The sequence below is a fragment of the bacterium genome (assembly GCA_026708055.1).
Taxonomy (GTDB): Bacteria; Actinomycetota; Acidimicrobiia; order Acidimicrobiales; family CATQHL01; genus VXNF01.
In genome coordinates, this window is record JAPOVS010000040.1 from 72,787 (window position 1) to 99,560 (window position 26,774).

The following is a 26,774-nucleotide window of genomic DNA, read 5'->3' on the forward strand; positions in this document are numbered from 1 at the left end:
CCCCGCTCCCGCTACTTCCCCACCACCGCTCCAACCGGACGCTGGCTCGCCAGCACACCCGTAGACGCCGCCGGCGGCGAGGTGCGCATCGTCGCCCGCAAACACAACGACGGCAGAATCGAATTCGCCCTCCAACAACGCCACGGCGACACCTGGGGAGACCGACAACTCCCCCGCAGCCGCTTCTTCCCCACCACCGCCATCACCGGACGCTGGCTCACCAGCACACCCATCACCGTCCAAGCCGTCCAAGCACCGGCAACCACTGCCCTCAGCGGTTCCCTGCAATACCTGACCATCACCGGGAACGCGGCGAGCGGGTTCGCGTGCGCCCTGCGCACCGACGGAACCATCGCCTGCAGCGGCGGCAGGAACAAGTTCAACGAGACCGACGCACCCGACGGCACCTACACTGCCATCGCAGCCGGCGACACTCACGCCTGCGCGATCGCCACCGACGGCACCACGACTTGCTGGGGCAACAATTCCGCGGGCCTGACCGACGTTCCGCGAGATCATCTATTCGAAAGCATTACCGCCGGCTCCGACCACACGTGCGGACTAGATCCTCCCGAGGAAGGGGCACCCGAATCCGCACCCGATGGCGATGTCTATCTCGGTTACCATGTCGGTACAGGCGAGTGCTGGGGCGCCAGGCGGCTGCCTGGCGGATCCAGAGTGGGCATCACCGCCATCGCCGCCGGTTACGTGCATACCTGCGCGCTCGCCACCGACGGCACCATCGACTGCTCGGGCAGGTGGAGCGAGAGCGACGGCACCTACACCGCCATCGCCGCCGGGGAGGGCCACACCTGCGCCATCGCCACCGACGGCACCATCGACTGCTGGGGAGACTGGGGAAGCTGGAGATATGTCGATTCCGGCCAGAGCGACGCGCCCGACGGCACCTACACCGCCATCGCCGCCGGCGGCTGGCACACCTGCGCCATCGCCACCGACGGCACCATCGACTGCTGGGGCTCCAACGTAAGCGGCCAGAGCGACGCGCCCGACGGCACCTACACCGCCATCGCCGCCGGCTCCCGTCACACCTGCGCCATCGCCACCGACGGCACCACCGCCTGCTGGGGCGTCTGGCCCGTAGAACTCGACGATCACTACACCGCGATCGCGACCAGTGGCCAACACATCTGCGCCATCGCCACCGACGGCACCATCGACTGCTGGGGAGATAACTCATTCGGCCAGAGAGACGCGCCCGACGGCACCTACACGGCCATCGCCGCCGGGGGGATCCACAGCTGCGCGATCCGCACCGACCGCACCATCGCCTGCTGGGGCGGCAGAACCGATCGGCGGGGAGAACCCACAGGTCCGACCGACGCGCCCGACGGCACCTACACCGCTGTAGCGGCCATGCGCGGTCACACCTGCGCCATCGCCACCGACAGCACCATGGTCTGCTGGGGCATAAAGAGCGACCCCCTTCCCGGCGAGCCAGAGCCAGTCGTCGCGCCCGACGGGCAGTTCACCGCCTTCACCGGCGATCACGAAGCAAACGATGCAACCTGCGGGATACGCACCGACGGCTCGACCGCGTGTCCAGATTGGTTAGTGTCCCGCGACGGTCTGGCAACTGGCCATTAGTACTCGACGATCACTACACCGCCGTAACGCGCGGTGACTTGCACACCTGCGCAATCGCCACCGACGGTGCCATGGTCTGCTGGGGCGGAAAGAGCGGCGCAGTACGTGACTTCGAGCCAGTCGTCGCGCCCGACGGGCAGTTCACCGCCTTCGATCCAGACCGCCGAACCTGCGGGATTCGCACTGACGGCTCGACCGGGTGTCCGGATGCGTGGGGGGCCGGAGACGGGTAGCCCCCTCGCATTCTTCGCTCAGCGACGTGACCTCACTGCCCGGAGGTGACGGCTTTGTCGGCGGTCAACCCTCCTCCAAGTCGGTGGACGCTGCCGCGTTCGGCTCCCTCCAACCCGCCATCAGCACGACGGCTTCGGGCAGGGCTCACACGGCGCGTTCAAATGCGGCAGCGTCGCGGCTGTCGGCCGACGCGGCCCGGACACCCGCGGCTACACGTCGAGCCAGTCGGGGCGGTCCGAGACTCCCTGCACGGTCCAGCCGCCGTCCACGACGATGCACTGGCCGGTGATGTAGGAGGCGTCGGCGCTCGCCAGGAAGACCGCCGGGCGGGCGATCTCGGCGGCGTCGGCGAGGCGGTCGAGCGGGACCTCCCGCAGCATCCAGTCCTCGGTGAGGGAGCCGTCGTCGAGGGCCTGGGTCACCAGCGGGGTGCGGGTGAAGCCGGGGGCGATGGCGTTGACCCTGATGCCGTGCGGCGCCACCTCGGTGGCCAGCGAGCGGGTCAACCCCAGGATCGCCGCCTTGGCCGCGGAGTACGGGGCGCGCCCCGGAATGCCCACGAAGCCAGCGGCGCTGGAGATCGACACGATGGCCCCTCCGCCGACCTTGCGCATCTCGGGGATCGCCGCGGCGCTGCACAGGAACATGCCCCGGAGGTGGACGCCGATCACGAGGTCCCAGACCTCGGGCGCCATCAGGTGCGTCGGAGCGGCCCGCTGGATGCCGGCGTTGTTGAACAGCACGTCGACGCGGCCGAGGCGGGCCACTGCCTCCGCCATGGCGTCCCGCACGGCGGAAGCGTCGGCCACGTCCACTTCCAGATCCAGGACGCCGTCGCGGCTCTGGGCCGGCGCGGCGACGTCGAACGACGCAACCGCGGCGCCCCGCCGGACCATCTCGTCGGCGATCGCACCGCCGATGCCGCGCGACCCCCCGGTGACGATCGCCACCTTGCCGTCGAACTCGCCGGACATCACAGACTCCCCCCGTCAGGGAACTCGGGGCCCTCCTCGAAGCCGGTGCGCAGGGCGGCGGTGGCCTCGGCGTCGAGGATGAAGTCGTCGGCGCCGGCGTCGTGGGTCGCTGCGACGCCGTAGTCCCGCTGCGCGCCTTCGACGCTGATGTAGCCGTCCCGCAGGTCGTCTAGGACGTGCTCGATGCGCCGCGTGAAGGGGTGGCCGTACCCGCCGCCGCCCGGTTGGAAGCAGTCCAGCATCTCCCCCCGGCTGATCGGCATGTTGGTGCAGAACATCCCGACGTTGACCTCGTCGTCGGTGCCGGGGGCGTACATGAACTTGTTGGGCCAGGCGTCGGCGCCGCCGGCGAAGCCCCACGGACCGAACTTCTCGCCGTCGCCGAGATCCGAGAGCACGCCGTCGCCGTGGGTGAGGCACCAGCGGCGAGTGACGCCCAAACCGCCCCGCGACCAGCCGGCCCCGGCGCTGTCGGTCTCCATGCGGTAGCAGTCGAACAGCACCGGGAACAGCCGCTCCTGCAGTTCGACCGGCTGGTTCATGGCGGTGGTGGCGAAGGTGGTCATAGCGGTGGCGTTGTCCTTGCGGGCCGCCCGACCGCCCCAGCCGCCCTCCAGCCACAGGTACATGACGAACTCCCGCTCGTAGCCCGGCCGCGGGTCATAGCCCGCCGTGATCGTGTTGATGAGCCCCGTGGGTCCGGCCATGGAGCGCTCAGGCGCCAGGTGCATGAACGCCTTCAGCACCAGGTCGCACACAGCCGGGTACACGCCGGCGGCGCAGCCCGACACCGGCGCCGGGAACTCCACGCTCAGCAGCAGCCCCGGCGGCAGCACGAAGTCGATGGCCCGGAACACGCCCTGGTTCATGGGGATGTGCGGGAAGATCATCTTCATCGTCACCACGGCGGCGGACAGCGTCACCGACCGGGTCGAGTTGACCGCTCCGAGCGCCGGAGGGCTCGAGCCCGAGAAGTCCATCGTGGCCCGGTCGCCGTGTACCGTCAGCACCATGTGCGCCGACAGCGGCTCGTCGGAGTCGCTCGCGGGATCGCAGTCCAGGAGTGACTCCACCTCGACGGGGCCGTCGGGCAGTTTGGCGAACTCGGCGCGCAGCAGGTCCTCGGAGTACTCGATGAACTCGTCCATGGCGGCCAGGATCATCTCGGTCCCGTAGCGGCGGGCCAGAGCCCGCAGGCGCTGCTCGCCGAGGCGGACCGCGCCGATGGAAGTGAGCAGGTCGCCGCGGGCGGTGTCGGCCATGCGCACGTTGCGCAGGATGAGGTTCGAGACTTCCGGCTGGAAGACGCCCTCGCGCACCACATGGATGGGCGGCACGGCCAGGCCCTCGCCGTAGGAGCTCCGGGAGTTGGAATCGAAAGTGCCCGGCACATGCCCGCCGATGTCGGTCCAGTGCATGGAGTTCTGCACGAAGCCGGCCAGCGAGCCGTCGAAGTAGAACGGCATCACCGCCCGCATGTCGTTGTGGTGCGTGCCACCGATGTACGGGTCGTTGATCAGCACCACGTCGCCGGGCCGGAAGTACTCCTCGGCGTCGGTGCCGATCCAGTCGAGCATGCCCTTGATGGTGAAGGGATGGGTGCCGAGGTGCGCTGCGAGGTCGCGCACGCCCGAGGCGATGAGGTCGCCGTGGCGGTTGCTGATGGTGCCGGAGTAGTCGCCGCCCTCGCTGACCACGAGCGAGAAGGCGGCCCGCATCGTGAGCGCGCTCATCTCGTCGGTGATGCTGCTGAAGGCGCTGTTGAGCACCTGGAAGAGGATCGGGTCTCGTTGGCGCAGACCCACCGGTTCGGTTGGCGAGGTCTCCACGACTCGCAGGCTCATAGGGTTCCCTCCCTCACGCAGACTCTCCCTTCATTCGGATCGGGCCATCTGCAGGTTGCCCAGCTTGTCCACCTCCACCTCCCAGTGCGGCGGCACCCAGGTGGTGGAGTCCTCCTGGGTCAGGACCAGCGGCCCCGAGAGGCGGCTGCCGACATGCAGGCGGCTGCGTTCGGCGAGGCGCGCGGTGACGGTGCCCTCGCGGGTCAGCACCGGGCGCTCGGTGGTGCCCAGCGGCGCCGTCGAGCCGCTGAACGGGATGTGCGGACGCTCGGAGCGGCGGACGCCGCGCACCCGCAGCGCCGAGATCTCCACCGGAATGTCGACGGCCACGGAGTGGAACTGCCGCTCGTACTCCTCGAAGAACAGACCGCGATACTCCTCCTCGAACTGCTCGGACACCGCACCGGTCTCCAGTTCCACCGTCAGCGCCCGCACCTGGCCGAGGTAGCGCAGGTCGATGGAATATTCGAGGCGCTGGCGCTCCGGGGCGACGCCGTCGTCGGTCAGCCGCCCTCTCATCGCCTCGGCCAGCCGGTCGAAGACCTCTTGCAGGCGGGCGCGGTCCGCCTCGGCGAGCTCGCAGATCAGCGCCTCGCCTATGTCGTGGGTGATGTCCACGTACAGGCATCCCAGGCCGGATGTCACACCCGGCGCCAGCGGCACGACGATCCTCCTGATCCCCAGCACGTCGGCCAACTCGGCGGCCATGAGCGGCCCGGCGCCGCCGAAGGGGACAAGGGTGAAGTTGCGGGGGTCCAGACCGCGCTCGACGGTCACGACGCGGATGGAACGCGCCATGTTGTTGTTGCAGATCTCGATGATCCCCAGCGCCGCGTCGGCCACACTCAGCCCGAGTCGGTCGGCGAAGGATTCGACGGCTCGGTGCGCCGCGTCGGTGTCCAGACTGATGCCCCCCGCGAGCCCCACGTCGGCCACGAGGCGCCCCGCCACCAGGTTGGCGTCGGTCACGGTGGCGTCCGTGCCACCCCGCAGGTAGGCGGCCGGACCCGGGTCGGCCCCGGCGCTCTGGGGCCCGACGTGCGGCAGGTGCCCGGCGTCGACCCAGGCGATCGAACCCCCACCGGCGCCGATGGTGACGAGGTCGATGGCCGGGAATCGTGCCGGCTGGCCGAACCGCGGCGAGAACTCGTGCACGATGTCCGCCCGGCCGCCCTGCACAACGGCGATGTCGGCGCTGGTACCGCCGATGTCCAGCGAGATGACCTCTTCCAGACCCTCCGAGGAGGCGAGCACGCCGGCCGCCACGACCCCGCCGGCCACACCCGTGGACGCGGCGACACCCTCGGCGGCCTTGGCTCCGGCGGCGGGACCGGACGTCAGCAGGCGGGCCGGGAAGCGCGAGGCGCTCTCCACGGTCAGCAGCCCTCCCCCGGAGTGCATCACGTACAGGCGGCCGACGAAACCGGCTTGGCGGAGCCGGCTCTCCAGCGCCGTCAGGTAGTCGCTCACCACCGGGGCCAGGTAGGCGTTGAGCACGGCGGTGGAGGTGCGCTCGAACTCGGGGGGTTCCGCCAGCAGAGCCGCGGAGGTGCTGACGAACGCGCCCGGAACCTCGGACCGGACGATCTCCGCCGCCTCGTCCTCGTGGACCGGGTTGACATAGGAGTGCAGGAAGGCGATGGCGAAGGTGCCGACGCCCCGCCGTGCCGCCAGGCGGGCCGCGGCGCGCACCTGCTCGGCGTCCAGGGGGATCACCACATCGCCGGCGTAGTCCAGCCGCTCGGTGATCTCGAAGCGGTTGCGGCGCGCCACGAGCGGCGGCGGCGGGTCCCACTGGATGTCGTAGGGATCGCCCCGGTTGTGGCGGCGCAGCTCGAGCACGTCCCGGAAGCCCCGTGTGGTCAGTAGCGCCGTGGCGGCGCCCCGCTGGGTGATGACCGCGTTCGTGGCGACCGTGGTGCCGTGGGCGATCATCTCGATCTCGGGGACGGCGATGCCGGCGGCGGTGATCGAGTCGAGGACGCCCTGATCGAATGCCGCGGGGGTGGAAGGAACCTTGGCGATGCGCTGCTCCTCGCCGCGCACCGCCACCAGGTCGGTGAATGTCCCGCCCGTGTCGATCCCGACCTGCCAGCCGCCTTGCATGCTTCGAGCCTCCCTGTGGTGCGCTGCACCGCGCCCCGGCGTCAGCGTGAACCTACAACACCGCCGCGGCCTGCTCGAAGTCCGGCATCAGGATTCGGCGGCCGATTCCTCCAAGCGGCGCAGCCGACCGAAGAGACGCTCGCAGGTCTCGTCGCAACAGCGCCGGGTCTCCCCGCCGTCGGGCTCGATGAAGCTCCAGTAGCGGGCGATGAGGAGGTTCCCGCAGACGTCGCAATAGTCGACGGTGGTGTCGTGCCAGTTCTTGTTCAACTCATGCCACGCCATCGCGCATGCTCCTTCGCAACGCCACGGTGGCGGGCTCGTCGACGGCCAAGCCGTCATCCGGAGTGCCGTCGAGAACGACGCCGTAGAGCGATTCGGCGGAGACGCGGCTCACGAACCCCAACTCGACGTCGGCGAGGACCTTCGCGGGGTCGCGCTCCAGCGGGTCGCCGTAGCCACCACCCGACGGTGACGTGATGCGCACCCGGTCTCCCCGGCGCAGGCGGATGTTGGTGAACTTCGAGGGTGAGATCAGCCCGAAGGCGTCCTGGAAGGTCTCGTAGCCGTCGCTGCCCGCCGGAGCCACCTCCAAGGCGGTCCGGCTGCCGTCACGGCCTCCGAACAGCCCCCAGGGGGAGCGCTTCATTCGCTCCGAGAGGGCGCTCACGGTGATCACGTCGCCCGCCACTTCCATGACGCGCCGCACACCGAGCCCGCCCCGGTGCCGCCCGGCACCGCCGGTGTCGTCGTTGAGGCAGTACTCCTCATGCACCCAGGGCCACTTGGTCTCGAAGATCTCCACCGGGGTGTTCCGGCAGTTGGCGTGCGGCACGATCTGGGCGCTGTTGCCGTCGCTGCCGGCCCGCCCGCCCCAGCCCATCCCCTCGAAGTGGTAGTGCGCGTAGTACTCGCCGTTGCGGGGGTCGACCCCGCCGAACAGGAAGTTCAGCGACGTGTTGCCGCTGGCGGCGGCGGCCCTCTCGGGCAGGATCTGGCTGAGGATCTGACCCAGCACCAGTTCCATGATGCGCGGCTGGAACTCCGTCTGGCCGCCGACGCACGGCCCGGGCAGGCGCACGCAGGTGATGGTCCCCGCCGGGGCCACCACCTTGACGGGTCGCACGATGCCGGCGTTGACCGGCACGTCGCGGGCCAGGACGTACAGCAGGCCGTTCAGCGAGGCCGACAAGGTCACGACGTAGGGGGCGTTGATGGGCCCGATGGCCTGCTCATCGGATTTCGAGTAGTCGAAGATCAACTCGTCGCCCTCCACGATGATCCGCGAGCGGATCCAGTAGGAGCGGTCCGATATGCCGTCGTCCTCCATGCAGTCCTCGCCGGTGTAGATGCCGTCGGGGAGGCCGGCGATCTCCGAGCGCATGTACGCCTCGGCGTAGTCGAGGATCTGCTCGAAGGCCTCGTTGAGCCCGTCGGTGCCCCGCTCGGCGATGAGGCCGCCGATCCGCCGCGCCCCCACCCGCAGCGAGCCGACCATGGCGTGCAGGTCGCCCCAGGAGTTGTCCGGCGTGCGGTGGTTGGCGAGCATGATCCGCCAGATGTCCTGCACCGGCTCGCCGCGGTCGAAGAGCTTGGTCGGCGGGATGCGCAGGCCCTCCTGGAAGATGTCGGTGGCCGTCGCGGCGAAGGAACCCGGCGCCATCCCGCCGATCTCGGCGAGGTGGGCGATGTTGCCCACGAAGGCCGCCAATTCGCCGTCGTGGTAGACGGGCGCGACCATCATGTGTTCGGGCAGGTGCGAGCCGCCCCGGTAGGGGTCGTTGTGCACGAAGATGTCGCCGTCGGCGAAGTTCTCCGGGCCCACCTCGCGGATGATCCAGGTGGCGGCGTACAGCGAGGCGCCCAGCATCGCCGGGTTGATCCCCGCCGTGGCGATGAGCCGGCCGCGCCGGTCCAGCACCAGGGTCGAGAAGTCGAGCCCCTCGGAGAAGATCGGCGAGTAGGCGGTGCGCATCATGGCGAAGGCCATCTCGTCGCAGATGTTCCGGACCCGCTTGTAGAGCAGCGTGAGACCCACCCGGTCGATGCCGGCGCCCGGCAGCGGCGTGCCGGTCATGGATGTGCCGGTCATGGTCGGGCCTCGGCGTCGCTGCGGGCGATGATCAGGCACTGGCTCTCGTGCACCGTGGCCCGGAACCCGGGCGGCACCCAGGTCGTGGAGTCCGCCTCCTCGATGACGGCGGGGCCCTCGAGCGTCTCCCCCACCTCCAGGGTGTCGCGATTGGCGATGAGCGCGTCCACCCACTGCCCGGCCGCCGCCAGGACGCGCCGGGTCGCCGGCGTCGTGCCGTCGCCACCGCCGGCGTAGGGGCGGATGAGCACCTCCGGCGCCTCCGAGAGGGCAGTGGCGCCCAGGTAGACCGACTGGATGGGCTGGTCGCGCATCTCGTAGCCGTAGGCGGCTTCGTGGGTGGTGTGGTAGCCGTCGGCGAGTCGCGCCACGAAATCAACCGCCTCGGGGCCGATCGGAACGGCGAGTTCGAAGCTGCGGTCCACGTGGCCGAACTCGGTGCGGATCTCCTGCTCGTAGTTCTGGCCGAGGTAGCGGCAGGCCACGTAGGTCGTGACGTCGACGGGCGCGTCCGGCCGCCGCAGCTGCGACCGCAACTCCGCGACGGTCTCATCGGCGAGACGGCCCAGGGCGCCCGGCAGATCCTCGGACCCCGCGTGGTCCAACCGGCGCACGAGCGTGATCCGCCGGTCCACGCGCTGGTCGGCGATCACGGTGCCGTAGGCGGAGACGAGTCCGGGATTCGGCGGCACGATGACGCGGTTCATCCCCATCCGCCGAGCGATCTCGGTGGCGTGCAGCGGCCCGGCACCGCCGTAGGCCACGAGGTCGAACTCCCGGTAGTCGAGCCCCCGGTCCACGGTGACGAGACGCATGGCGCCGTCCATGTTCTCGATGGAGACCGACACAATGGCCTCCGCGGTGTCCTCCGGCGTCAGCCCGAGACGATCCGCGAGGGGGTCGATGGCGCTGCGGGCCCGATCGGCGTCGAGGTTCATGCGCCCACCGAGGAAGTAGCCGGGGTTCAGGCGCCCCATCACGACGTTGGCGTCGGTCACCGTCGGCGCCTCGCCGCCGAGGCCGTAGCACGCCGGGCCGGGCTCGGCTCCGGCGCTCTCGGGGCCGACCTTCAGCAGGCCGCCGGAGTCGATGGAGGCGATCGACCCCCCGCCGGCGCCGATCGCCGTCACGTCGAGGATCGGCAGCGCCAGCGGCAGCCCGAACTCCACCTCGAACAATCCGGAGAACTGCAACTCGCCGTCCACGATGACGCCCACGTCGGCGCTGGTGCCGCCCATGTCCAGCGTGACCGCCTTGGCGGTGTCCACCGCGCGGGCGAAGTGGGCGCCGGCGATCATCCCCGCGGCGAGACCCGAGAGCACGATCTCCACGGGCTTGGCGGTGGCGTCGGGAATCGCCACGTGGCCGCCGTTGGACCGCAACAGGCCGTGCCAACCGCCCATCTCGAGGGCTTGCAGTTCCCGGAGGAGGTCGCCGGCGAAGTTGGCGACGATCGGCTTGACATAGGCGTCCATGGCGGTCGTGTTGGACCGCTCGTACTCGCGCCAGATGGGCGCCACTTCGCTCGAGATCGAGACGGGCAATCCCCCCAGCGCTTCTTGCAGGGCCGCTGCCAACTCCTGCTCGTGCGTGGGGTTCACGTAGGAGAAGAGCAGGGACACCGCCACCGCCGGCTTGTGGTCATCTGCGGTGATCCGGCGCACCTCGTCGATGACGCGGTCCAACTCCGCGCCGGCGAGCGCCGTGCGCACCGAACCGTCGGCGAGGATCCGCTCGTTGACGCCGACGACCCGGTCGCGCGGCACATAGGGCTCGGCCTTGATCCACTGCAGGTCGTACAGGCCCTGCCGGTCGATGCGCTGGATGTAGAGGACGTCCTCGAATCCGGCGGTCGTGATGAGCACCGTCGGCGCGCCGCGCCGCTGGATGAGGGCGTTCGTGGCGATGGTCGTCCCCATGATGAAGGAGTCGACCTCGCCCCGCGGATCCACCCCGGACCGCTTCAGGGCGTCGAAGGTGGCCCTTGCCGGCTCGGCCGGCGTGGAGGCGACCTTCTGGAGGCGCACCTCACCGCCCGGCCCGACGGCGACCAGGTCCGTGAACGTCCCGCCGGTGTCGACGCCGATCCGCCAGGCGCCGTTCGGGCCCCCGGTCACGCCCGCCCTCGGCCAGCGGCGCTCATTCGCCCTAGTGCTCCGGAATGGCGGCCCGAGCGTGCAGCCCGCCGTCCACCGAGATGACCGTGCCGCTCACGAACGTGGAGTCGCGCGAGCAGAGGAAGGAGACCACCCCGGCGACCTCCTCGGGCGTCCCGACCCGCTCGAGGGCGTGCGAGAGCCCGAGCAGCACCTGGCGCTCGGGCGGGTGCGACGTCTCGAACATGTCGGTGCGGATGTAGCCCGGCGCGATCGCGTTGACCCGAACCCCCGCCGAGCCCAACTCGAGGGCCAGCCCGCGGGTGAGATGGTTGAGCGCGCCCTTGGCGGCCAGGTAGCTGATGATCGTCTTGCAGGCGACGAGCCCCATGACCGAACTGACGTTGACCACCGAGGCGTCGCCACCGGGGCCGCCGGCCGCCGCCCGGAGCGCCGGCTCGAGGGCGCGCACCAGCTCGAAGGCGGCGCGCACGTTGATCTCCATGACGTCGTCCCAGTCAGCGCCGCCGAAGTCGGCGATGTCGCCGACGCGCACGATGCCGGCGTTGTTGACCAGCGCGTGTATCGCCGGGTGGGCCGCGGCCAAGTCCTCACAGACCGCCGCCAGCTGCTCACGATCCGTGAGGTCGCAGACGACGACCTCCGCCTCCCCGCCCCCGGCACGGATCTCGTCGCGAATGCCACCGAGCAGGTCCGCCTTCGTCGCCAACAGTGAGACACCGAACCCGTCTGATGCCAGACGGCGGGCGACGGCGGCGCCGATCCCCCGGCTCGCCCCCGTCACGACGGCCCAGCGTTGATCGCTTTGCACCGCTTCCCTCCCCCGAGTCGACCCCACAGGCCGCGAAGATCGTAGCGGCAGGCCGCTGGTGCGCCGAAGTGGGCGAACCAACAAGCCACCGCGGCCGCAATACCACGTCCGGGACGGCACGTGTTGCGCGCCCTGTGGAAATTGTCCCCAAGTTGGGAACAAGTGGTGGACAATCTGCGGTTCTGTATCGGATGCGAAACCAGTCAGCCGTTGCGCCGCGGAAAAAATCGATAATCTTCCGCCCGTGCCCGAGTCGCTCGACACTCTCGTGCTCGGACAGCGGATCCGGTACGAGCGGCGCCGGAAAGGGCTGACTCTCGCGGCGCTGGGCGAACTCGTGGGCCGCCCCGCTCCCTATCTCTCGCAACTCGAGAACGGCCGGATCGAGCCGCGCCTGTCGCTGCTGGGTGACCTGGCCGAGGCCCTGGGGTGCAGCGCGGGCGACCTGCTGAACGGCGAGGCGCCGACCCGACGAGCCGACTTGGAGGTCCGGCTCGCCCGCATCCAGCAGACCGACGCCTACCGATCGCTGAGGCTGCCCGAGTTGAAGGCCACGGCCCGGCTCCCCGACGCCGCCCTCGAGCATCTCCTGGCACTGCACGACGCCTGGCGTGACGGCTCAGAGGGCCGCTCCGCCGCCACCGGAGGCCCCGCGGTGGATCCGGTGCGGCGGGCGAACATCGTGCTGCGGGCGCAGATGCGTGCCCGCGACAACTACTACGGGGAGATCGAAGAGGTTGCGAACGCAGTCCTCAGGGCCGCCTCCTACCCCGGTGCCGGCCCGGTGTCCGAGCGCATCCTGCTGGACCTCGCCGATCACCTGGGCTACCGGATCGACCGGGTGCGCGACATCCCCCGCTCGACCAGGTCGGTCACCGACCTGCGCCGCCGGGTGATCTACATCCCCCAGCGCGACGAGTTGCCGACGCGCGCCGCCCGGTCGGTGGTGCTGTCCACCCTCGGCCATTTCGCGCTCGACCACTCCGACCCCGAGACCATCGAGGACTACCTGCGCCAGCGGGTGGAGTCCAACTACTTCGCCGGTGCGGTGCTGGCGCCCCAGAGCCCGGCGGTGTCACTGCTTCAGGAGGCCGCCGGCGAGGGCGACATCGCCACCCAGGACCTCAAGGACGTCTTCTACGTGTCCTACGAGATGGCCGCCCACCGGCTCACGAACCTCGCCACCGAGCATCTCGGAATCCCGATGCACTTCATGCGGGCCGATGAGGAGGGGCTCATCTCCAAGGCCTACGAGAACGACAACGTGCCGTTCCCGACCGCGCCGGACGGGAGCCTCGAGGGTGTGCGTGTCCCGACCTCGTGGGCGCCGCGCCAGGTGTTCCACTCCGCCGACACCTACGCCACGTACGCCCAGTACACCGAGACGGACGCCGGCGACTACTTCTGCGTCACCCAGGTGGACACCACCCGCGATCACGGCCACACCGTGACCGTCGGCACGACCGCAGCCCATGCCGGGCGCTTCCGGGGCAGCGGCACCGCGCGCCGCATCGTCTCTCCGCAGGCGACCCGCACCCCCGGCCCCGGCGCCGGCGACGGGCCCCCGAGCGATCGCAGGGTGTGGGCCTCGGCTCGCGACCGCGAGTTCGTTCTGGGCCCGCTGACCTCGCCCGACGGCGCCCTGGCGCCCTCGCCGGGCGTCTCCATGAGCGAGGTCCACGCCTTCCTGGATCGCCACCGCGGCGACGACAGGTAGCCCTCCGGTCAGGTTCTCCGCTCGCCCCGCACGGACCGGGGCGCGCAGCGGGCCGACGGGCCGCCTTGCGCGTTCGGGGCGTGCCCCGCACCGACAGCGCGGACAGATCAGGGCGCCCCCGCCAGACGCCAGCGGTTGAGCGGACTTCTACGGGACGGCTCGGTCTGTTCGATCTCTCCGGCCTTCTCGAGCCGGCGCAGGTGTTTGAGCGCTCCCTGCGGGGTCATGGCGAGAGCCTCAGCGAGCGTCCTCGTTGGAAGCGGACCGCCGGTCAACAAGTCCCGGATACGGTCACACGGGTCGGTCGCCGCTTCGCCACTTGAAGGAGGGGGCGGCATTCTGCCGGTCGCCGACATCTGCGCGCGGCGCCAGGGCTCGGTCTCGTCGCCGTCGGGTTCGGGCTGCGGAAAATGCGGGTCCGCGTAGCCCGCAGACCGGATGGTCATCGTCGTCTCACTGATTCGGTCGGCCAGTTCGGGGGCCCCGGTGCCGGCGGCGCGGAGTTCGCGAGCGATGGCCACAAGCCCCGACCCGCGGTTCTCACAGACCGTGCGGTTCGTGCGAGGGATCTCGACGTCCTCGAGGAGTTTCGCCAGATACGAGTTGCGTGACGAGCTCTGCGGCTCGGCGAACAGGCGCGCACGGTTGACGTCGCCGTGGAAACCGCCGGGGTTGGTGACCTCGAGACGGTCGGGGTAGGCCTCGATGCGTACCTGGGATCCGTGGGCGAGAGGGTGGTAGTCGCGGTGGAGCAGGGCGTTGACGACGATTTCCCGCACCACCTCGTCCGGATACTCCCAGACGTCCTGACGGCCTTCACCGGAGACGACTGCCCGTCGCGTGCTGTTCCGTCGCACTGCGGCCTGCACCGCGGCGACCATTACAGGGATCGGGCCGTCGATCGATTCGTTGTCGAGGAACCGGGTGCCGTCGCCGAATGGGTCGCCGTTGATCGTCGGGAACGCAACGTACGTGACGTTCAGTTGCGGCAGGAACTGCTGCGGGTAGCGCCCGAGCGACATCAGGCCGGCCAAGGTGACGGAAGGCTCGGGGCCGTCGCCCACGAGGATGCGGAGCATGCGAAGGATCTCTTCGTCGTCAGCGTCTCTCAGTGCGCGTCCCCGTCGCCTGCGCATGCGAGTGAGCAGCGAGGCGAGCAGATCGTGATCCAAATCCGAACGTCGCGCACCGTCGACGACTGCGACATCGTCCAGCGGCTGCCCGCGCCCCGTCATCAGCACATGGAATTCATAGGTACTCAGCCGGCGGTCGCCGTCGTGGGTTCGGGTGTACGTTCCACCCTCAAGGCCGCGGTTCTTGACGTAGCAGGGTTTGCGACCCGCGGGCAGCTCGTCCACCAGCGCTGCCACCACCGGACTGCCGTCGACCTGCGCCATGTCGATGTCGGAGCGAATCGGCGGCTCGAGGTCTTCGGCGCAGGTCGAGGCGAGGTCATCGGCCAACCTGGCGGCATCCACGGGCACCGGGCGGAAGTCACCGTCGCTCAACCCCAGGATCACCACACCACCCTGCGTGTTGGCGAAGGCACACACGGAGTTGCGGACCGAACGCGGCAGTCCGCCTGCCGCCGCCTTGATCTCAACGCCGCGCAGGTCGGTGCCCGCCCCGCGAGCGCGCTGCACCGCTTCGTCAACCCAACCCTGGAGTTCGACGGGCGGACCGTCGCCGAACGCCCTCAAAGGTGTCATTCCCACGGGCACAACGTTAGCGGGTTGTGAGACTTGAAACTCAGTTGTAAGTCTCACAACTATCGGTTGTGAGACTCAAAACCGGGTCATAAGCCGGTCACTGCCCCGCTGGTCGCTCATCTGCACGGCTCAACGCCGGCAATTGCAGCACGGTCGCCTGCCGCAGACAGGCTCGAGGTCTCCCCAAGCCGGTCCAAGAGTCAAGCCGATGCCGGGACGCGAGCCCGACACGCGGGTTAGGCTTGCTCCCGCTCCGTCGAACCGTCGGCGCCTTGCCAGTGCCGCAGCGCCGCAAGCCGGCCAAGGCATCAGCCGATCCACGGCGACCACATGATCACGACCCCGACCCCCGTCAGATGACACGACCCGACAACCTCGAGCAGGCCTTCGCCGAGGTGGAGCGAGAAGCCACCGCGGCTCTCGACTGCACCAAGAAGCTGCAGAGCCTGCTCCGACAACTCCACAAGAGTTCCCGGGAGGGGAACGTGGCCGCACTGAAGCGAGCGCAGGGCGGGCTCCTCGATGCGGCGACCGAACTGACCGGCGCTATCGCGGGCGCGGCCGACTCCTGGCCGTTCGGCGGCGAGGAGGACGTCGAGTATCTCAGGCAGGGCTACGCGGCCGAGTTGCGGCGTGTGGCCGCCGAGCACGACCTCACCATCCACGAGGGCGACGCGCAGCTGATCTGTCATCCCTCGACGGTGCGAATCCTCCCAGGTGAGCGAGCCGTCCGCATCGACAGGAAGAAGGTCTCGACGATCAGGCCGTCTCACTTGGTCGCGCTGCTCCGGGAGAACCAGAAGAGGCCCGCCCGCTCCCGCCCCGAGCCGTTCCTGAAAGCACTCCACGATGTGTACACCGAGTTGACACCCAAGCCGCCCCGCGGTGCGGCCGCCCCCGCAGCCGGCCCCGTGATCCCTCTCGAGCGGATCTACAAACTCCTTGTCTCGCTGCCGGGCAGCCGGCGCGACTACACGCGCACCGATTTCGCTCGGGACATCTATCAGCTCGAAACCGCCGGCGTCACCGCGACGAAGTCGGGGGCAAGGGTCTCGTTCCCCGCCTCCACCGGCACCCGCGGCCCCAAGGGCCTGTTCACGTTCGTCGGCCCGGACGGCCGTGAAGTGAAGTACTACGCCATCCGCTTCGCCACGCAGGCCGACTGATGGAGAACACGATCGGCCTCCGGCAGTGGTTCGAGGTCATCGACACTGAGTACCTGTCGACGTTCATCCCCCAAGGCGGCGCCTCGGTCAAGTTCGCCGTCACACCGGAGCACTTGGACCCTGCCCTCTATGGGACGATCGAGGCCCGCTGCGCGGCACTGGACCATCTCGTCGTGCGCTTGGACGCGCGGACCATGCGCGCCCACATGCCGCAGGATCTCTTCTTCGAGATGGCGCGCCAGCTCGACTGGCGGACGCTGGCACGGCGTTCGATTCTTGTACTGGCCTCCCAAGAGGGATATGCGGTGGAGGGAATCGACCCGAAAGCATCTGGGGTTTACGAGGCGATAGCGGAAGCCAACAATCACTCACCCGGCTCGGTGCGCCAGGATCTCCGGCCCGAGCTACAGCGCCACATCCGCTTCGACGCCGCCATGGCCAAGGACTTCCGCGTGTGCATGAGCCATCTCTGTCTGCGGGAGTTCGTCCGCCACGAGTACACCGCACAGCCGTTGTTGGACTGGTTGACCGGTGAGAACCTACGCATCAGTGCGGTCAAAGATTTCTCCATCGCCGGAGGAATCAACCGCACCACCGCCCGCTATTTCATCGAGTCGTCCCTGCATTGGATCCGCAAAGCGGGATTCGCAGGCACGGTGGTCCTGTTCGACAATCGCCGGGTCACGCTCTCCCGCAACCCCAAGGACGGGAACCGGTACTACACGAGAGCGATGGCTCTTGATCATTACGAGTTGCTGAGGGAGTTCGTCGACGGCGTGGACCGTCTGAGCGGCGCTCTCATGCTGGTCGTGACAAGCAAGGAGTTTCTCAACCCATCCGAGGAACGCCGATCGCGCGGCTACGGGATCTATCAGGCACTCCGAACCCGCGTCATGGACGACGTGCGTGACTCGAAAAGAGCGAATCCGGTGGCGTCGCTGGTCGAGCTGTCAGAGGAGATCGACCATGACTCCTGACGCCGCCGATTACGATCCGCTCGAATGCCGCCGCGCCCTCGAGGCTCTCCGCAGCGGCGTGCCGAACAGGAACGCCGTGGCGATCCTGGGATGTCACCAGCCCGCGATCCAACGCCGCTTCGATGAGATGCTCACCGCCGCGGCCAGCACGGGCGACTCCGGCGGCAACGGCGGGGGGATGCTGGTCTCCGGCGACTTCGGTGCGGGAAAGTCCCACCTGCTCGCCCACCTCGAGCACGAGGCGCTGGCTCAGGGGTTCGTCTGCAGCACCGTGGCGGTCAGCAAGGAGACCCCCCTCTACAACCTGGACAAGGTGTTCAAGTCGGCGGTCGAGAACAGCCGCATGCCCGAACGCCGCGGGCGATTGATCGAGGAACTGGGGCAGGCGCTCGACACGCGATCCGAGCGGTATTCCGACTTCTTCCGCTGGTCGGACAGCGCCGCAAGCGGTCTCAACCCGATATTCCCGGCCAGCCTCCTCGTGTACGAACGCTCGGATGACCCCGAGCTGAGTAGGGAGATCGAGGACTTCTGGGCCGGGGATCGACTCCTCAAGTCAAGAGTCAATGCCGGCCTCAGAGAGATCGGCCAACTCGCGAACTATTCCTTCCGAGCAGCGAAGGCAGCGGAACTACCCCCGCAGCGACTGCAGTTCTTGGCGCAGCTCATCAGGGCCACGGGCCACAAGGGCTGGGTGGTTCTGCTCGACGAGATCGAACTGGTCGGCCAGTATTCGATCCTGCAGCGGGCAAGATCGTATTCCGAGTTGGCCCGCTGGTTCGGACGCGTGGCGGGCCAGTCACACCCGGGACTCGCGGTCGTGGCGACGGTCACCGATGACTTCGCGCTGAAGATCATCAGCCCCGACGGCACCAAGAAGGACCGTGACTACGTCGCAGCGAGGCTGGCGAGCCGGTACCAGCACCTGACCGGCCCGGCCGAGACCGGCATGGACACGCTCGAACGTGGAGCCGTGCCTCTGACCGAACCGAGCGATGACGACGTTGCCGCGACACTCGAGACCCTGCGGCGGCTCTACAGCAGGGCGTACGGCTGGAACGCGTCCGACCTGCCGCCGGCGCGCCGCGGCGCCGGCGAGCAGAACCGCATGCGCTACCGGGTGCGGGCCGCGATCAGCGAATGGGATCTCCGTCGGCTCTACCCCGAGTACAAGCCGGAGATCGTGGAGGAGGAGTTCCGGCACAGTTACGAGGAGGATCCGGACCTGCAACGGGAATCGCCGGCGGGCGAGGAGGGCGATCCGACGAGAACCGCCGATGACGAGGATACCGTCGACCCGGGCCGCGAGTCGCCGGAGGTCGAGGAGGGCGACACCACGGACAGGGCGGGTCACGGGGAGAGCATCGAGCCCGGGCGGGAGTCGCTTTCCGAAGCCGACGCCCCCGTGGCCGGTGACTCAACCGCCGGCCCGCCTGCACCCCCCGGCGCAGCGATCGCTCCCGCCTGATCTCGGCCTTGCCGATCCCCTTCGACAATCCCGGCGAGGTCCCCGCGCCCGCCGATGTCATCGCCTGGATCCGTGTCATTGAGGAACCCGGCGGCGGAGTGCTCGCCGCGCTGTTCGCGACCTCGGTCGAGGGTGAGCCGTTGGGCTTCTGTTTCACAGGCGTCGGCCTCGGCGGCGAGCGCCACGGGACCGTAGACTCTGACGCAGTCCCCTCGGCCCTCAAGATTCTGCTGCGATCCGCGGCGACCTCACCGGCGCTTCTCCTTGGACGGGCCGACGAAGTCCCGACAGCCCTCCTTGACTCGGTTGCACGGATCCGCGTCCCGTTCTGCCTGTTGGGATCGACCGACCGCCGACACGCCCCCGACGACGTCGCAGCCGACGGTGCCGGGATCTGGGTAGGGGCGCCGCCGTCGGGCGAAGCCGGCGCAAGACGGCTGCTTGAGACGGTCCTGGCGCCAGCCGACCCGACTGAGCCGCTCGAGCGGGCCGCCAAGGGTCTGAGCGAGGCGTTCGACGACCCCCAGGTTCGCGCTTTGGCGGCATTGCCTGGACTTGCCGCCGTGGTCAGCCTCCTCCCGGACGCCGAAGGCCACCAAACCCGCTCGTGGCCAGGGCTCGACGCCGGGCGGCCACTGCCTCACGATCGTGAACGCCGCGACGGCGAACCGGCTCGGGTCGATCCGATCACGGGGGCACCGCCGGCGCTGGCGGACCGCCTGTGGGGCATCCTGCGGGCACCTGCGGCACATAGGGGTCACCCTGAGCATCTGGATTGGAGCGGCGACTTGATGCCTTTCCAGCGGGACGGGGTGGGCGCGCTCATGGCGAACAGCCGCCTGCTGCTGGCCGACGACATGGGGCTCGGCAAGACGGTGCAAGCCATCGCCGCGATTCGGATCCTGCGCGCCCGCCGCGAACTGGGCCCCTGCCTGGTCGTCGCGCCAGCCAGTGTTCTGGATCAGTGGCGTCGGGAGATCTCCCGCTGGGCGCCCGAACTCTCCGCCATCATCATCCGGGGCTCGGCTGCCGACCGGGAGTGGCAATGGGCCGCACGACCCGACGTGACCCTCGTCGGGTATGAGAGCCTGCGAGCCGACTTCGACGGCCAACTGAGCCGACGGGTCTGGGGTCTTGTCGTCGCGGACGAAGCCCAGCGCGTCAAGAACCGGAACGAAACCAGTGACATCCTCAAACAGTTGCCACGACGCCGCTCCTGGGCCCTGACCGGCACGCCGATCGAGAACGACGAAGAGGAGCTGGCTTCGATCCTGGAGTTCGTCGACCACGACGAGCAAGGCGACCGCAGGCAGTACCGGCCCGGCCACGAGTTGCGGGAGCGCCACAGGGAACTGCAACTCCGCCGCAAGAAGGATGACGTCCTGGAGGATCTGCCGCCGAAACTGGTGGCGAAGGTTCCCATCGAACTGAACGCCGCGCAGCGCCGGAGCTACGAGGTGGCCGAGCAGGAGGGAATCGTCTACCTGAAGTCCCTCGGCACCGAGGTGGGCGTCCAGCATGTACTCGAACTCATCACGCGCCTCAAGCAGATCTGCAACGCCGATCCCCGGACCGGCGAGTCGAGCAAGCTCGCCGACATCAGGGATCGATTGGATCAGCTGGTCGCCCAAGGCCACAAGGCCCTGGTCTTCTCCCAGTACACCGGCGAGGGCTTCGGTGTGGCGTTGGCGACAAAGTATCTGCGCGGCTTCGCACCGTTGGTCATCTCCGGGGAGGTGGCGCCGGAAGACCGGGCCGGCGTCATCGAACGGTTCAGGACCCGCCCCGAGCACAAGGTGCTGATCCTGTCGCTACGAGTGGGGGGCCTCGGCCTCAACCTGCAGAATGCCTCATACGTCTTCCACCTGGACCGCTGGTGGAATCCCGCGACTGAGCGTCAGGCCGAGGACCGGGCGCACCGCTTGGGCCAAACGGTCAAGGTGAACGTGATCAAATACTCCTGCGCCGGCACGATCGAGGAGCGCATCGACCGGATCCTGGAGTCCAAGCAGGAACTGTTCGCACAGCTGGTCGACGACGTGTCGCTGGACTTGTCGACCCGGATGACCTCGGGGGAGCTCTTCGGACTGTTCGACCTGTAGCACGGAGCAGGCAGACCGAGTGCCCAAGCGTGATATCGGTTGATCGGCAGTGCCGTCGAGGCCGCGCGCAACGGCACGGCCCGCTCCAGGCGGCGGCCGAGCAGTGCGGCGTACCGGCTCCGTCGCCATCCCGGCAGAGGCCGGAATCCACCCTTCAGCTGGTTGATCCGCGTCTGCGGTGGATTGCCCGCCCGTGCGTCACAGATCGAACTCGTCGTTGAGTGGCGAGTCCACGATCATGACGTCGCGCAGGAACACCGGCGGCCGAGTGGGGTCGAAGACCTTGATCCGCACCGCGCTGGTGGGGCGGCGGTTCTCGGGCGTGCCGTAGACGTAGTTCTCCGCGGCGAGGCCGTCGAGATCCACCTCCCCGAGCTGCGCCAGGGCGTTGCGGATGCCCTCCCGGCTGAAGTCGCCCAGCTCGGCGGCTTTCTCCAGCAGGGCGTGCACGGAGATCTGCAGGAAGTAGCCCGAGAGTATGAACGTGCTGATGCTGCCGCTCCCGTAGCGCTCGAACCGCTCGTGGAACTTGGCGATACCCGGAACCGACGTGTCGGTGTACTCGGGTGAGTCGAGTGCGACGTAGTACTTGGCGTACAGATCAGGGGCGCCGGCTGCGAAGAGGTTGAGGTACGTCGGCAGCAGGCCCAGCCAGACCGGGTCGAGCCCCTGGCTGGCGGCCTCGGCCAACATGGCGTGCTGCTCGGTGGGGACGGTGATGGCGAAGATCACCGTGCAGCCGGCGTCGGCGAACGCCGCCACCTGCGCCGTGAACGCCCGGTCGCCCCTGTTGATGGTCTGGGTCTCGGCCAGGGAGAACCCCAGGCGGTCGGCGGCGAACTCCACGCCCCGCAGGGAGTCCCTACCGTACTTGTCGTTGACGTAGACCGCGCAGTACACGTCCGACGGGCTCGCCAGACCCGAGTGGTTGACGTACCAGTCGGCCAGGTTGATGGCCTCGTACTCGTAGGCGGCGCCGCTGGGCATCAGCAGCGGCTCGCGCGCCCAGGCACCCGCCAGGGAGCCCGGCACGGCCACGATGCCGTCCTCGCTCAGGAACTCCAGCAGCGCCTGAACCGGCGGCGTGGAGAGCACCTCGGCGAACATCACCACGTCGTCCTTGAGCCGCTGGTACTCCTGCACCGTCTGGCCCTCGGAGTCCTTGGTGTCGCCGACGGCCAGCTCCACCCGGTACTTGCCGGCAATGCCGCCCAGCTCGTCGTTCACCCAGTCCCAGTAGAGCTGTGAGCCGGCCAGCAATGGGCCGCCGATGATGGCCAGCGGCCCGGATTGGTCGACCAGGTAGCCGAGCGTGAGAGTCTCGCCGTCGAAGCCGGCCGTCGGCTGCGGCACCGGCGGGGGTGCCGGCGGCGCCTCGGGCGGGGGCGGTGGGGGCTCGGGAGCCGGGGCCGCATCGTCAGCTGCCGGGGCGGGTGCAGGCTCCGGAGGCGGCGGCGGGGGATCCTCACCGGCAGGCGCCGGAGCGGGTTCGGGCGGTGGCGGCGGGGCAGCCGCGTCGTCAGCTGCCGGGGCGGGTGCAGGCTCCGGAGGCGGCGGCGGGGGATCCTCACCGGCAGGCGCCGGAGCGGGTTCGGGCGGTGGCGGCGATTCGGACGGCGCCGGAGCGGGTTCGGGCGGTGGCGGCACGGCTGTTGTGCCGTCCTCACCGCCGCATGCGGCGGCCAGCAGCAGGATGACCGCGATGAGCGCCACCCAGCGGGACCTCGAGGTCAACCGCCGCCTCAATTCGAGCCTGCGTACGGTGCGAGCCTGCTTCATGGCCATCTCCTCGTGGCTCCCCGGCGGATGCGCGGCCCCGACATCGCTGTGCGCTGCCCGGCGGCGGCAGCAACCCGACCCCCGATTGCCGGCCATCCTATCCAGCGTCCGGCAGTGCCTCCGGGCAGCGCACTGCCGCGGCGCGGAGCCGCTCCCCGCAGCGGCGCATCCGCTCGACTCAGTGACTCTCCTCATCAGCCCGCTGCGGCAGCACGGCAACCCGCGACCGCCCGGCGCGGCGGATCCGCAGCGACCGCACGACGCCGGCGATGCCCCGGGGCTGGAACAGCAGGGTCAGCACCAGCAGCAGGCCGAACAGCGCTTCGCTGAACGACGAGGTGCTGAACAGCGGCTCGGCCGCCACGGTGTCGGACACGAGCGGCCGACCGAGGCCAGGGACGGTCACATCCAGGTAGCTCACGAACTCCTTCACCAACTCCGGCAGCGGCCCCAGCAGCAGCGCGCCCACGACGGCCCCGTAGACGGTGCCCATGCCGCCGACGATGATGATGGCCACGAAGCGGATCGACAGGAAGAGTTCGGCCAGAGGCTCGTTGGGGGTGATGAAGCGCAGGCCCACCGCGTAGACGGCGCCGGCCACCGAGGCCAAGGCGCTGGAGATAGCGAAGGCGGCGATCTTGTAGCGGGCGTTGCTGACCCCGATCACCTCGGCGGCCAGGTCGCGGTCCCGGATGGCCTGCATGGCCCGGCCTGGGCGGCTGCGGACCAGATTCCGCACCACCAGAGCGCTGATCCCCACCAGGATCCACGACAGGTAGAACAGCCCCTGTTGGCGGTCCAGCCGCTGGCCGAAAGCGCTCATGTCCCCGAAGTCCAGGCCGCCGAGCGCCAGCGGCGCCTTGTTGGTGGAGATCCCGTCGAAGCCGCCCGTGAAGCCTTCCCAGTTGCGGGCGACGTGAGTCACGACGAAGATCAGCGCCAGCGTCACGACCACGAGGTAGTTGCCCTTGAATCGCAGGGCGAACGGGCCCACCAGCGCCCCGATGACGGCCCCGGTGGCGGCCGCCAGGGCCAGCCAGGCAGGAAGCGGCCAGCCCCAGCCGGCGCCGAAGAAGGCCACCAGGTAGCCGCCCACCGTCAGGAACGCCGCATGGCCCAGCGACACCTGGCCGCAGAAGCCGGTCAGCAGGCTGAGCCCCAGCGCAGCCACCGCGAAGGTGCCGGCGTTGCCCAGCACCGTGATCCAGAACGGGTCGTCGAGCACCAGCGGGCAGATCACCACCCCCGCCACGATCGCCGCCGCCAGCAGCTTGGACCCCGCGCCGGGCAGCAGCGGGTTGACCGCGGTCGCCGACGCGACCGCTGGGCGCGCCGGATCCACCGGCGGCAGCATGCGACGCAGGAATCCCGCGCTCATACCCGCTCCACCCGCCGGGTTCCCAGCAGTCCCTCGGGGCGCCACAGCAGCACCAGAACCATCAGCACGTAGGGAACGACCACCTCCACGTTCGACCCCAGCCAGGAGACGTCCAGGTAACCCTGGGACATGATCTCGGCCAGGCCGATCAGCACGCCGCCGAGCACGGCACCGCCCGCGGAGTCCAGCCCGCCCAGGATCATGGCGGGGAACGCGGCCAGAGCGACGAAGCCGATGGCCGGCGAGAGGGCGCCGCCGCCGCGGCTGACCAGCATGACGCCGGCCACCGGCGCCACCGCCGCGGCGACGGCCCACGAGACCGCGAACGAGCGCGCCACCGAGATGCCCTGCGCCGCGGCCGCCTCCTGGTCCAGGGCGGTGGCACGCATACCGAGGCCGGTACGGGAGTACCGGAAGAACACGAAGAACGCCAACAGCAGCACCGCGCCCGACACCATGGTCCAGAGATCGGCGTGCCGGAGCGTGACGTTGCCGAGCTGGCTGCGCCCATTGCCCCACGGGACCTCCAGCACCAGCCCCGGGCTGGTCCAGACAGAGCGCACAACCTGCTCGATGATCAGCAGGAGACCCAGGGTGATCAGCACCACGGTGAAGGTGGGCTTGCCCACCATGGGCCGGATCACCAGCCGCTCCAGGAACATCCCGACGGCGGCCATGGCGATCATGACCAGCACCAGCGCCAGCCAGAATGGCAGACCCCAGTCGGTGCCGAACTGGTACACCATGTAGGCGCCGAGGGTTACGAAGCCTCCCTGGGCGAAGTTGAAGGCGCCGCTCGCCTTGTAGATCACGACGAAACCCAGCGCCACCAGGGCGTAGATGCCGCCGAGAGCGACGCCGGAGAGCAGCAGCTGCAGGAACTTGTCCATCAACGCTCCCCACCGGTCCCGTTCGTACCGGCGGCGCCGAGGTAGGCCTCCACCACCGCGGGATGGTTCGCCACCTCGGTGGGGGCGCCGGAGGCGATCACGGCGCCGAAGTTCATGGCCACTACCCGGTCGGCCACCTCCAGCACCAGGTGCATGTGGTGCTCCACCAGCAGCATGGTGAGTCCCATCTCGGCCCGGATGCCGCTCAGCAGCGCGCCGGCCTCGCTGCGTTCGGCCCGGGTCATGCCCGCCACCGGCTCGTCGAGCATCAACAGCCGCGGCTCTGCGGCCAGGGCACGGCCGATCTCGACGCGCTTCTGCACGCCGTAGGGCAGCAGACCCACCGGGCGACCCACATAGGGGCCGAGGCCGAGGAAGTCCACCAGTTCGGCACAGTGCTTGCGGTGCCGGATCTCCTCGCGGCGCGCCCGGCCGAGCCACACCGCACCCGCCAGCAGACCCGTTCGCATGAGCGTGTGGCGACCGAGCATGAGGTTGTCGACGATGTCGAGGTTCTCGAACAGCGCCAGGTTCTGGAAGGTGCGGGCGACGCCTCCCGCGGCGATGCGAGAGGGACGCATGCCGACCAGGTCGGCCCCCTCGAAGAGCAAGGCGCCCTGCTCGGGTCGGTACACACCGCTGATGCAGTTGAACAGCGAGGTCTTGCCGGCCCCGTTGGGGCCGATCAGCGCCACGAGCTCGCCGGGGCGCACGCTGAACGACACGTCATCCAGCGCCCGGAGCCCCCCGAAGGAAAGGCTCACGCCGTCGACGCGCAGCATCGGCGTGACGAGGGCGGGCGGGGTCACCTCGGCCGGTCCTCGCCGCTCCCCTCCCGGTGGCGCCGCGTCTCCGTCGGCTGCGGTGGCCTCAGCCATCACCCAGGTAGAGCTTCTGCACTTCGGGGTCGTCGCGCAGCACTGCGGCCGGCCCGCCCATCGCCACCCGCCCGGCCTGCAGTACGTAGGCGAACTCGGAGATCGACAGCGCCATCGCGGCGTTCTGCTCCACCAGCAGGACGGTGGTCCCGGCCGCACCCACCGCGCTGATCCGCGCCGCGATCTGTTCGGTGATGCGCGGCGCCAGGCCGAGCGACGGCTCGTCCAGCAACAGCAGGTTCGGTGAGCTCATCAATGCCCGCCCGATGGCCAGCATCTGCTGCTCACCGCCCGACAGGTAGCCGGCCTGGTAGCCGCGCCGGCGGGCCAGTTGCGGGAACGCCTCGAAGATCTCCCGGGTCACCGCCGCCACTTGCCGGCGGTCTCGTACCGTGACCGCACCCGCCCGCAGGTTCTCCTCCACGGTCAACTCGGCGAAGATCCGCCGCCCCTCCATCACCTGCGCCATCCCGCGCCGCACCAGGGCGGTCGCGTTGGCGCGCCCCACCGGCTTCCCCTCGAGCAGTACCTCGCCGCCGGTCACACGGCCGTGGTGGAACGGCAGCAGCCCGGTGAGCGCGCGCAGCAGGGTCGTCTTCCCGGCGCCGTTGGGTCCCAGCAGGGCCACGACCGCACCGGCCGGAACCTCGATGTCCACGCCGTGGAGGACCGTCAGGGCGGGGCCGTAGCGCACGCTGAGGCCGCGAACCTCCAGCACCGGCGTCGCTGATCGGTCCCCCACCATCGCAGGGCACCGTACCAGCGCGCGCCCCGGCGGCCGGGCACCACCGTGCAGCGGGGCACGCGCCTATCGTTCACCCCGCAGGTGGGCGCGCCACGCTAGCCTGATACGAACAACCGTTCTGACCTTACCGTTCTGACCTTGGAGCATTCTGCCGGGACCTCGCCCGGCCGGATGCCGCC

At 69.6% G+C, this 26,774-nt stretch carries 19 protein-coding genes; 6 read left to right on the top strand and 13 right to left on the bottom strand.

The genetic code is table 11. The features are described 5' to 3' along the window. Window positions 1–81: 81 nt before the first annotated feature. Window positions 82–1,608 carry a hypothetical protein gene (locus OXG55_08355; protein ID MCY4103254.1) on the top strand — a complete coding sequence of 509 codons (1,527 nt, stop codon included), beginning with the start codon at window positions 82–84 and terminating at the stop codon, window positions 1,606–1,608. Window positions 1,609–2,051: 443 nt separating this feature from the next. Here the strand turns inward: OXG55_08355 and OXG55_08360 are convergent, their stop codons facing one another. From OXG55_08360 to OXG55_08390, 7 genes are all read right to left on the bottom strand, one after another. Further along, a complete protein-coding gene (locus tag OXG55_08360) occupies window positions 2,052–2,816 on the bottom strand; it encodes an SDR family NAD(P)-dependent oxidoreductase (GenBank protein ID MCY4103255.1) in 765 nt (254 codons plus the stop codon). Next, window positions 2,816–4,660 (bottom strand): hydantoinase B/oxoprolinase family protein, encoded by a 1,845-nt coding sequence (locus OXG55_08365; protein ID MCY4103256.1) that lies wholly within the window; start codon window positions 4,658–4,660, stop codon window positions 2,816–2,818. The genes OXG55_08360 and OXG55_08365 overlap by 1 nt, the downstream gene beginning before the upstream one ends. Window positions 4,661–4,690: 30 nt before the next feature. Next, window positions 4,691–6,766 (bottom strand): hydantoinase/oxoprolinase family protein, encoded by a 2,076-nt coding sequence (locus OXG55_08370; protein MCY4103257.1) that lies wholly within the window; start codon window positions 6,764–6,766, stop codon window positions 4,691–4,693. Between the two features lie 87 nt (window positions 6,767–6,853). After that, window positions 6,854–7,051, bottom strand: a complete 198-nt coding sequence (locus tag OXG55_08375) for a hypothetical protein (GenBank protein MCY4103258.1) — start codon at window positions 7,049–7,051, stop codon at window positions 6,854–6,856. Beyond that, window positions 7,038–8,858: a hydantoinase B/oxoprolinase family protein gene (locus OXG55_08380; GenBank protein MCY4103259.1), complete on the bottom strand. Its 1,821-nt coding sequence runs from the start codon at window positions 8,856–8,858 to the stop codon at window positions 7,038–7,040. The genes OXG55_08375 and OXG55_08380 overlap by 14 nt, the downstream gene beginning before the upstream one ends. Continuing rightward, window positions 8,855–10,975 (bottom strand): hydantoinase/oxoprolinase family protein, encoded by a 2,121-nt coding sequence (locus tag OXG55_08385; GenBank protein MCY4103260.1) that lies wholly within the window; start codon window positions 10,973–10,975, stop codon window positions 8,855–8,857. Before OXG55_08385 ends, OXG55_08380 begins: the two co-directional genes overlap by 4 nt. A 31-nt stretch (window positions 10,976–11,006) precedes the next feature. Continuing rightward, window positions 11,007–11,786 carry an SDR family NAD(P)-dependent oxidoreductase gene (locus OXG55_08390; protein ID MCY4103261.1) on the bottom strand — a complete coding sequence of 260 codons (780 nt, stop codon included), beginning with the start codon at window positions 11,784–11,786 and terminating at the stop codon, window positions 11,007–11,009. Between the two features lie 244 nt (window positions 11,787–12,030). Between OXG55_08390 and OXG55_08395 the strand changes: the two genes are divergently transcribed. Continuing rightward, window positions 12,031–13,503: an XRE family transcriptional regulator gene (locus tag OXG55_08395; protein ID MCY4103262.1), complete on the top strand. Its 1,473-nt coding sequence runs from the start codon at window positions 12,031–12,033 to the stop codon at window positions 13,501–13,503. Window positions 13,504–13,610: 107 nt separating this feature from the next. On the opposite strand, the gene OXG55_08400 is transcribed toward OXG55_08395, so the two are convergent. Beyond that, the gene (locus tag OXG55_08400) at window positions 13,611–15,212 is read right to left on the bottom strand and encodes a putative DNA binding domain-containing protein (GenBank protein ID MCY4103263.1); all 1,602 of its coding nucleotides are present in this window, start codon (window positions 15,210–15,212) and stop codon (window positions 13,611–13,613) included. A gap of 356 nt (window positions 15,213–15,568) precedes the next feature. On the opposite strand from OXG55_08400, the gene OXG55_08405 reads away from it, so the two are divergent. Genes OXG55_08405 through OXG55_08420 form a run of 4 tightly spaced genes read left to right on the top strand, consistent with a single transcriptional unit; the run spans window position 15,569 to window position 20,925 of the window. Further along, a complete protein-coding gene (locus OXG55_08405) occupies window positions 15,569–16,378 on the top strand; it encodes a hypothetical protein (protein MCY4103264.1) in 810 nt (269 codons plus the stop codon). Further along, window positions 16,378–17,355 carry a DUF2791 family P-loop domain-containing protein gene (locus OXG55_08410; GenBank protein MCY4103265.1) on the top strand — a complete coding sequence of 326 codons (978 nt, stop codon included), beginning with the start codon at window positions 16,378–16,380 and terminating at the stop codon, window positions 17,353–17,355. The genes OXG55_08405 and OXG55_08410 overlap by 1 nt, the downstream gene beginning before the upstream one ends. Next, window positions 17,345–18,823, top strand: coding sequence for a DUF2791 family P-loop domain-containing protein (locus OXG55_08415; GenBank protein ID MCY4103266.1), 1,479 nt, complete (start codon window positions 17,345–17,347; stop codon window positions 18,821–18,823). Before OXG55_08410 ends, OXG55_08415 begins: the two co-directional genes overlap by 11 nt. 8 nt (window positions 18,824–18,831) lie before the next feature. Continuing rightward, a complete protein-coding gene (locus OXG55_08420) occupies window positions 18,832–20,925 on the top strand; it encodes a DEAD/DEAH box helicase (GenBank protein MCY4103267.1) in 2,094 nt (697 codons plus the stop codon). Between the two features lie 198 nt (window positions 20,926–21,123). On the opposite strand, the gene OXG55_08425 is transcribed toward OXG55_08420, so the two are convergent. From OXG55_08425 to OXG55_08445, 5 genes are all read right to left on the bottom strand, one after another. Beyond that, a complete protein-coding gene (locus OXG55_08425; protein MCY4103268.1) occupies window positions 21,124–22,704 on the bottom strand; it encodes an ABC transporter substrate-binding protein in 1,581 nt (526 codons plus the stop codon). A gap of 178 nt (window positions 22,705–22,882) precedes the next feature. Then, window positions 22,883–24,082: a branched-chain amino acid ABC transporter permease gene (locus OXG55_08430; protein MCY4103269.1), complete on the bottom strand. Its 1,200-nt coding sequence runs from the start codon at window positions 24,080–24,082 to the stop codon at window positions 22,883–22,885. Next, the gene (locus OXG55_08435; GenBank protein MCY4103270.1) at window positions 24,079–24,972 is read right to left on the bottom strand and encodes a branched-chain amino acid ABC transporter permease; all 894 of its coding nucleotides are present in this window, start codon (window positions 24,970–24,972) and stop codon (window positions 24,079–24,081) included. The genes OXG55_08430 and OXG55_08435 overlap by 4 nt, the downstream gene beginning before the upstream one ends. After that, a complete protein-coding gene (locus OXG55_08440) occupies window positions 24,972–25,754 on the bottom strand; it encodes an ABC transporter ATP-binding protein (GenBank protein MCY4103271.1) in 783 nt (260 codons plus the stop codon). Before OXG55_08440 ends, OXG55_08435 begins: the two co-directional genes overlap by 1 nt. Before the next feature lie 88 nt (window positions 25,755–25,842). Beyond that, window positions 25,843–26,595 carry an ABC transporter ATP-binding protein gene (locus tag OXG55_08445; protein MCY4103272.1) on the bottom strand — a complete coding sequence of 251 codons (753 nt, stop codon included), beginning with the start codon at window positions 26,593–26,595 and terminating at the stop codon, window positions 25,843–25,845. Window positions 26,596–26,774 lie beyond the last annotated feature (179 nt).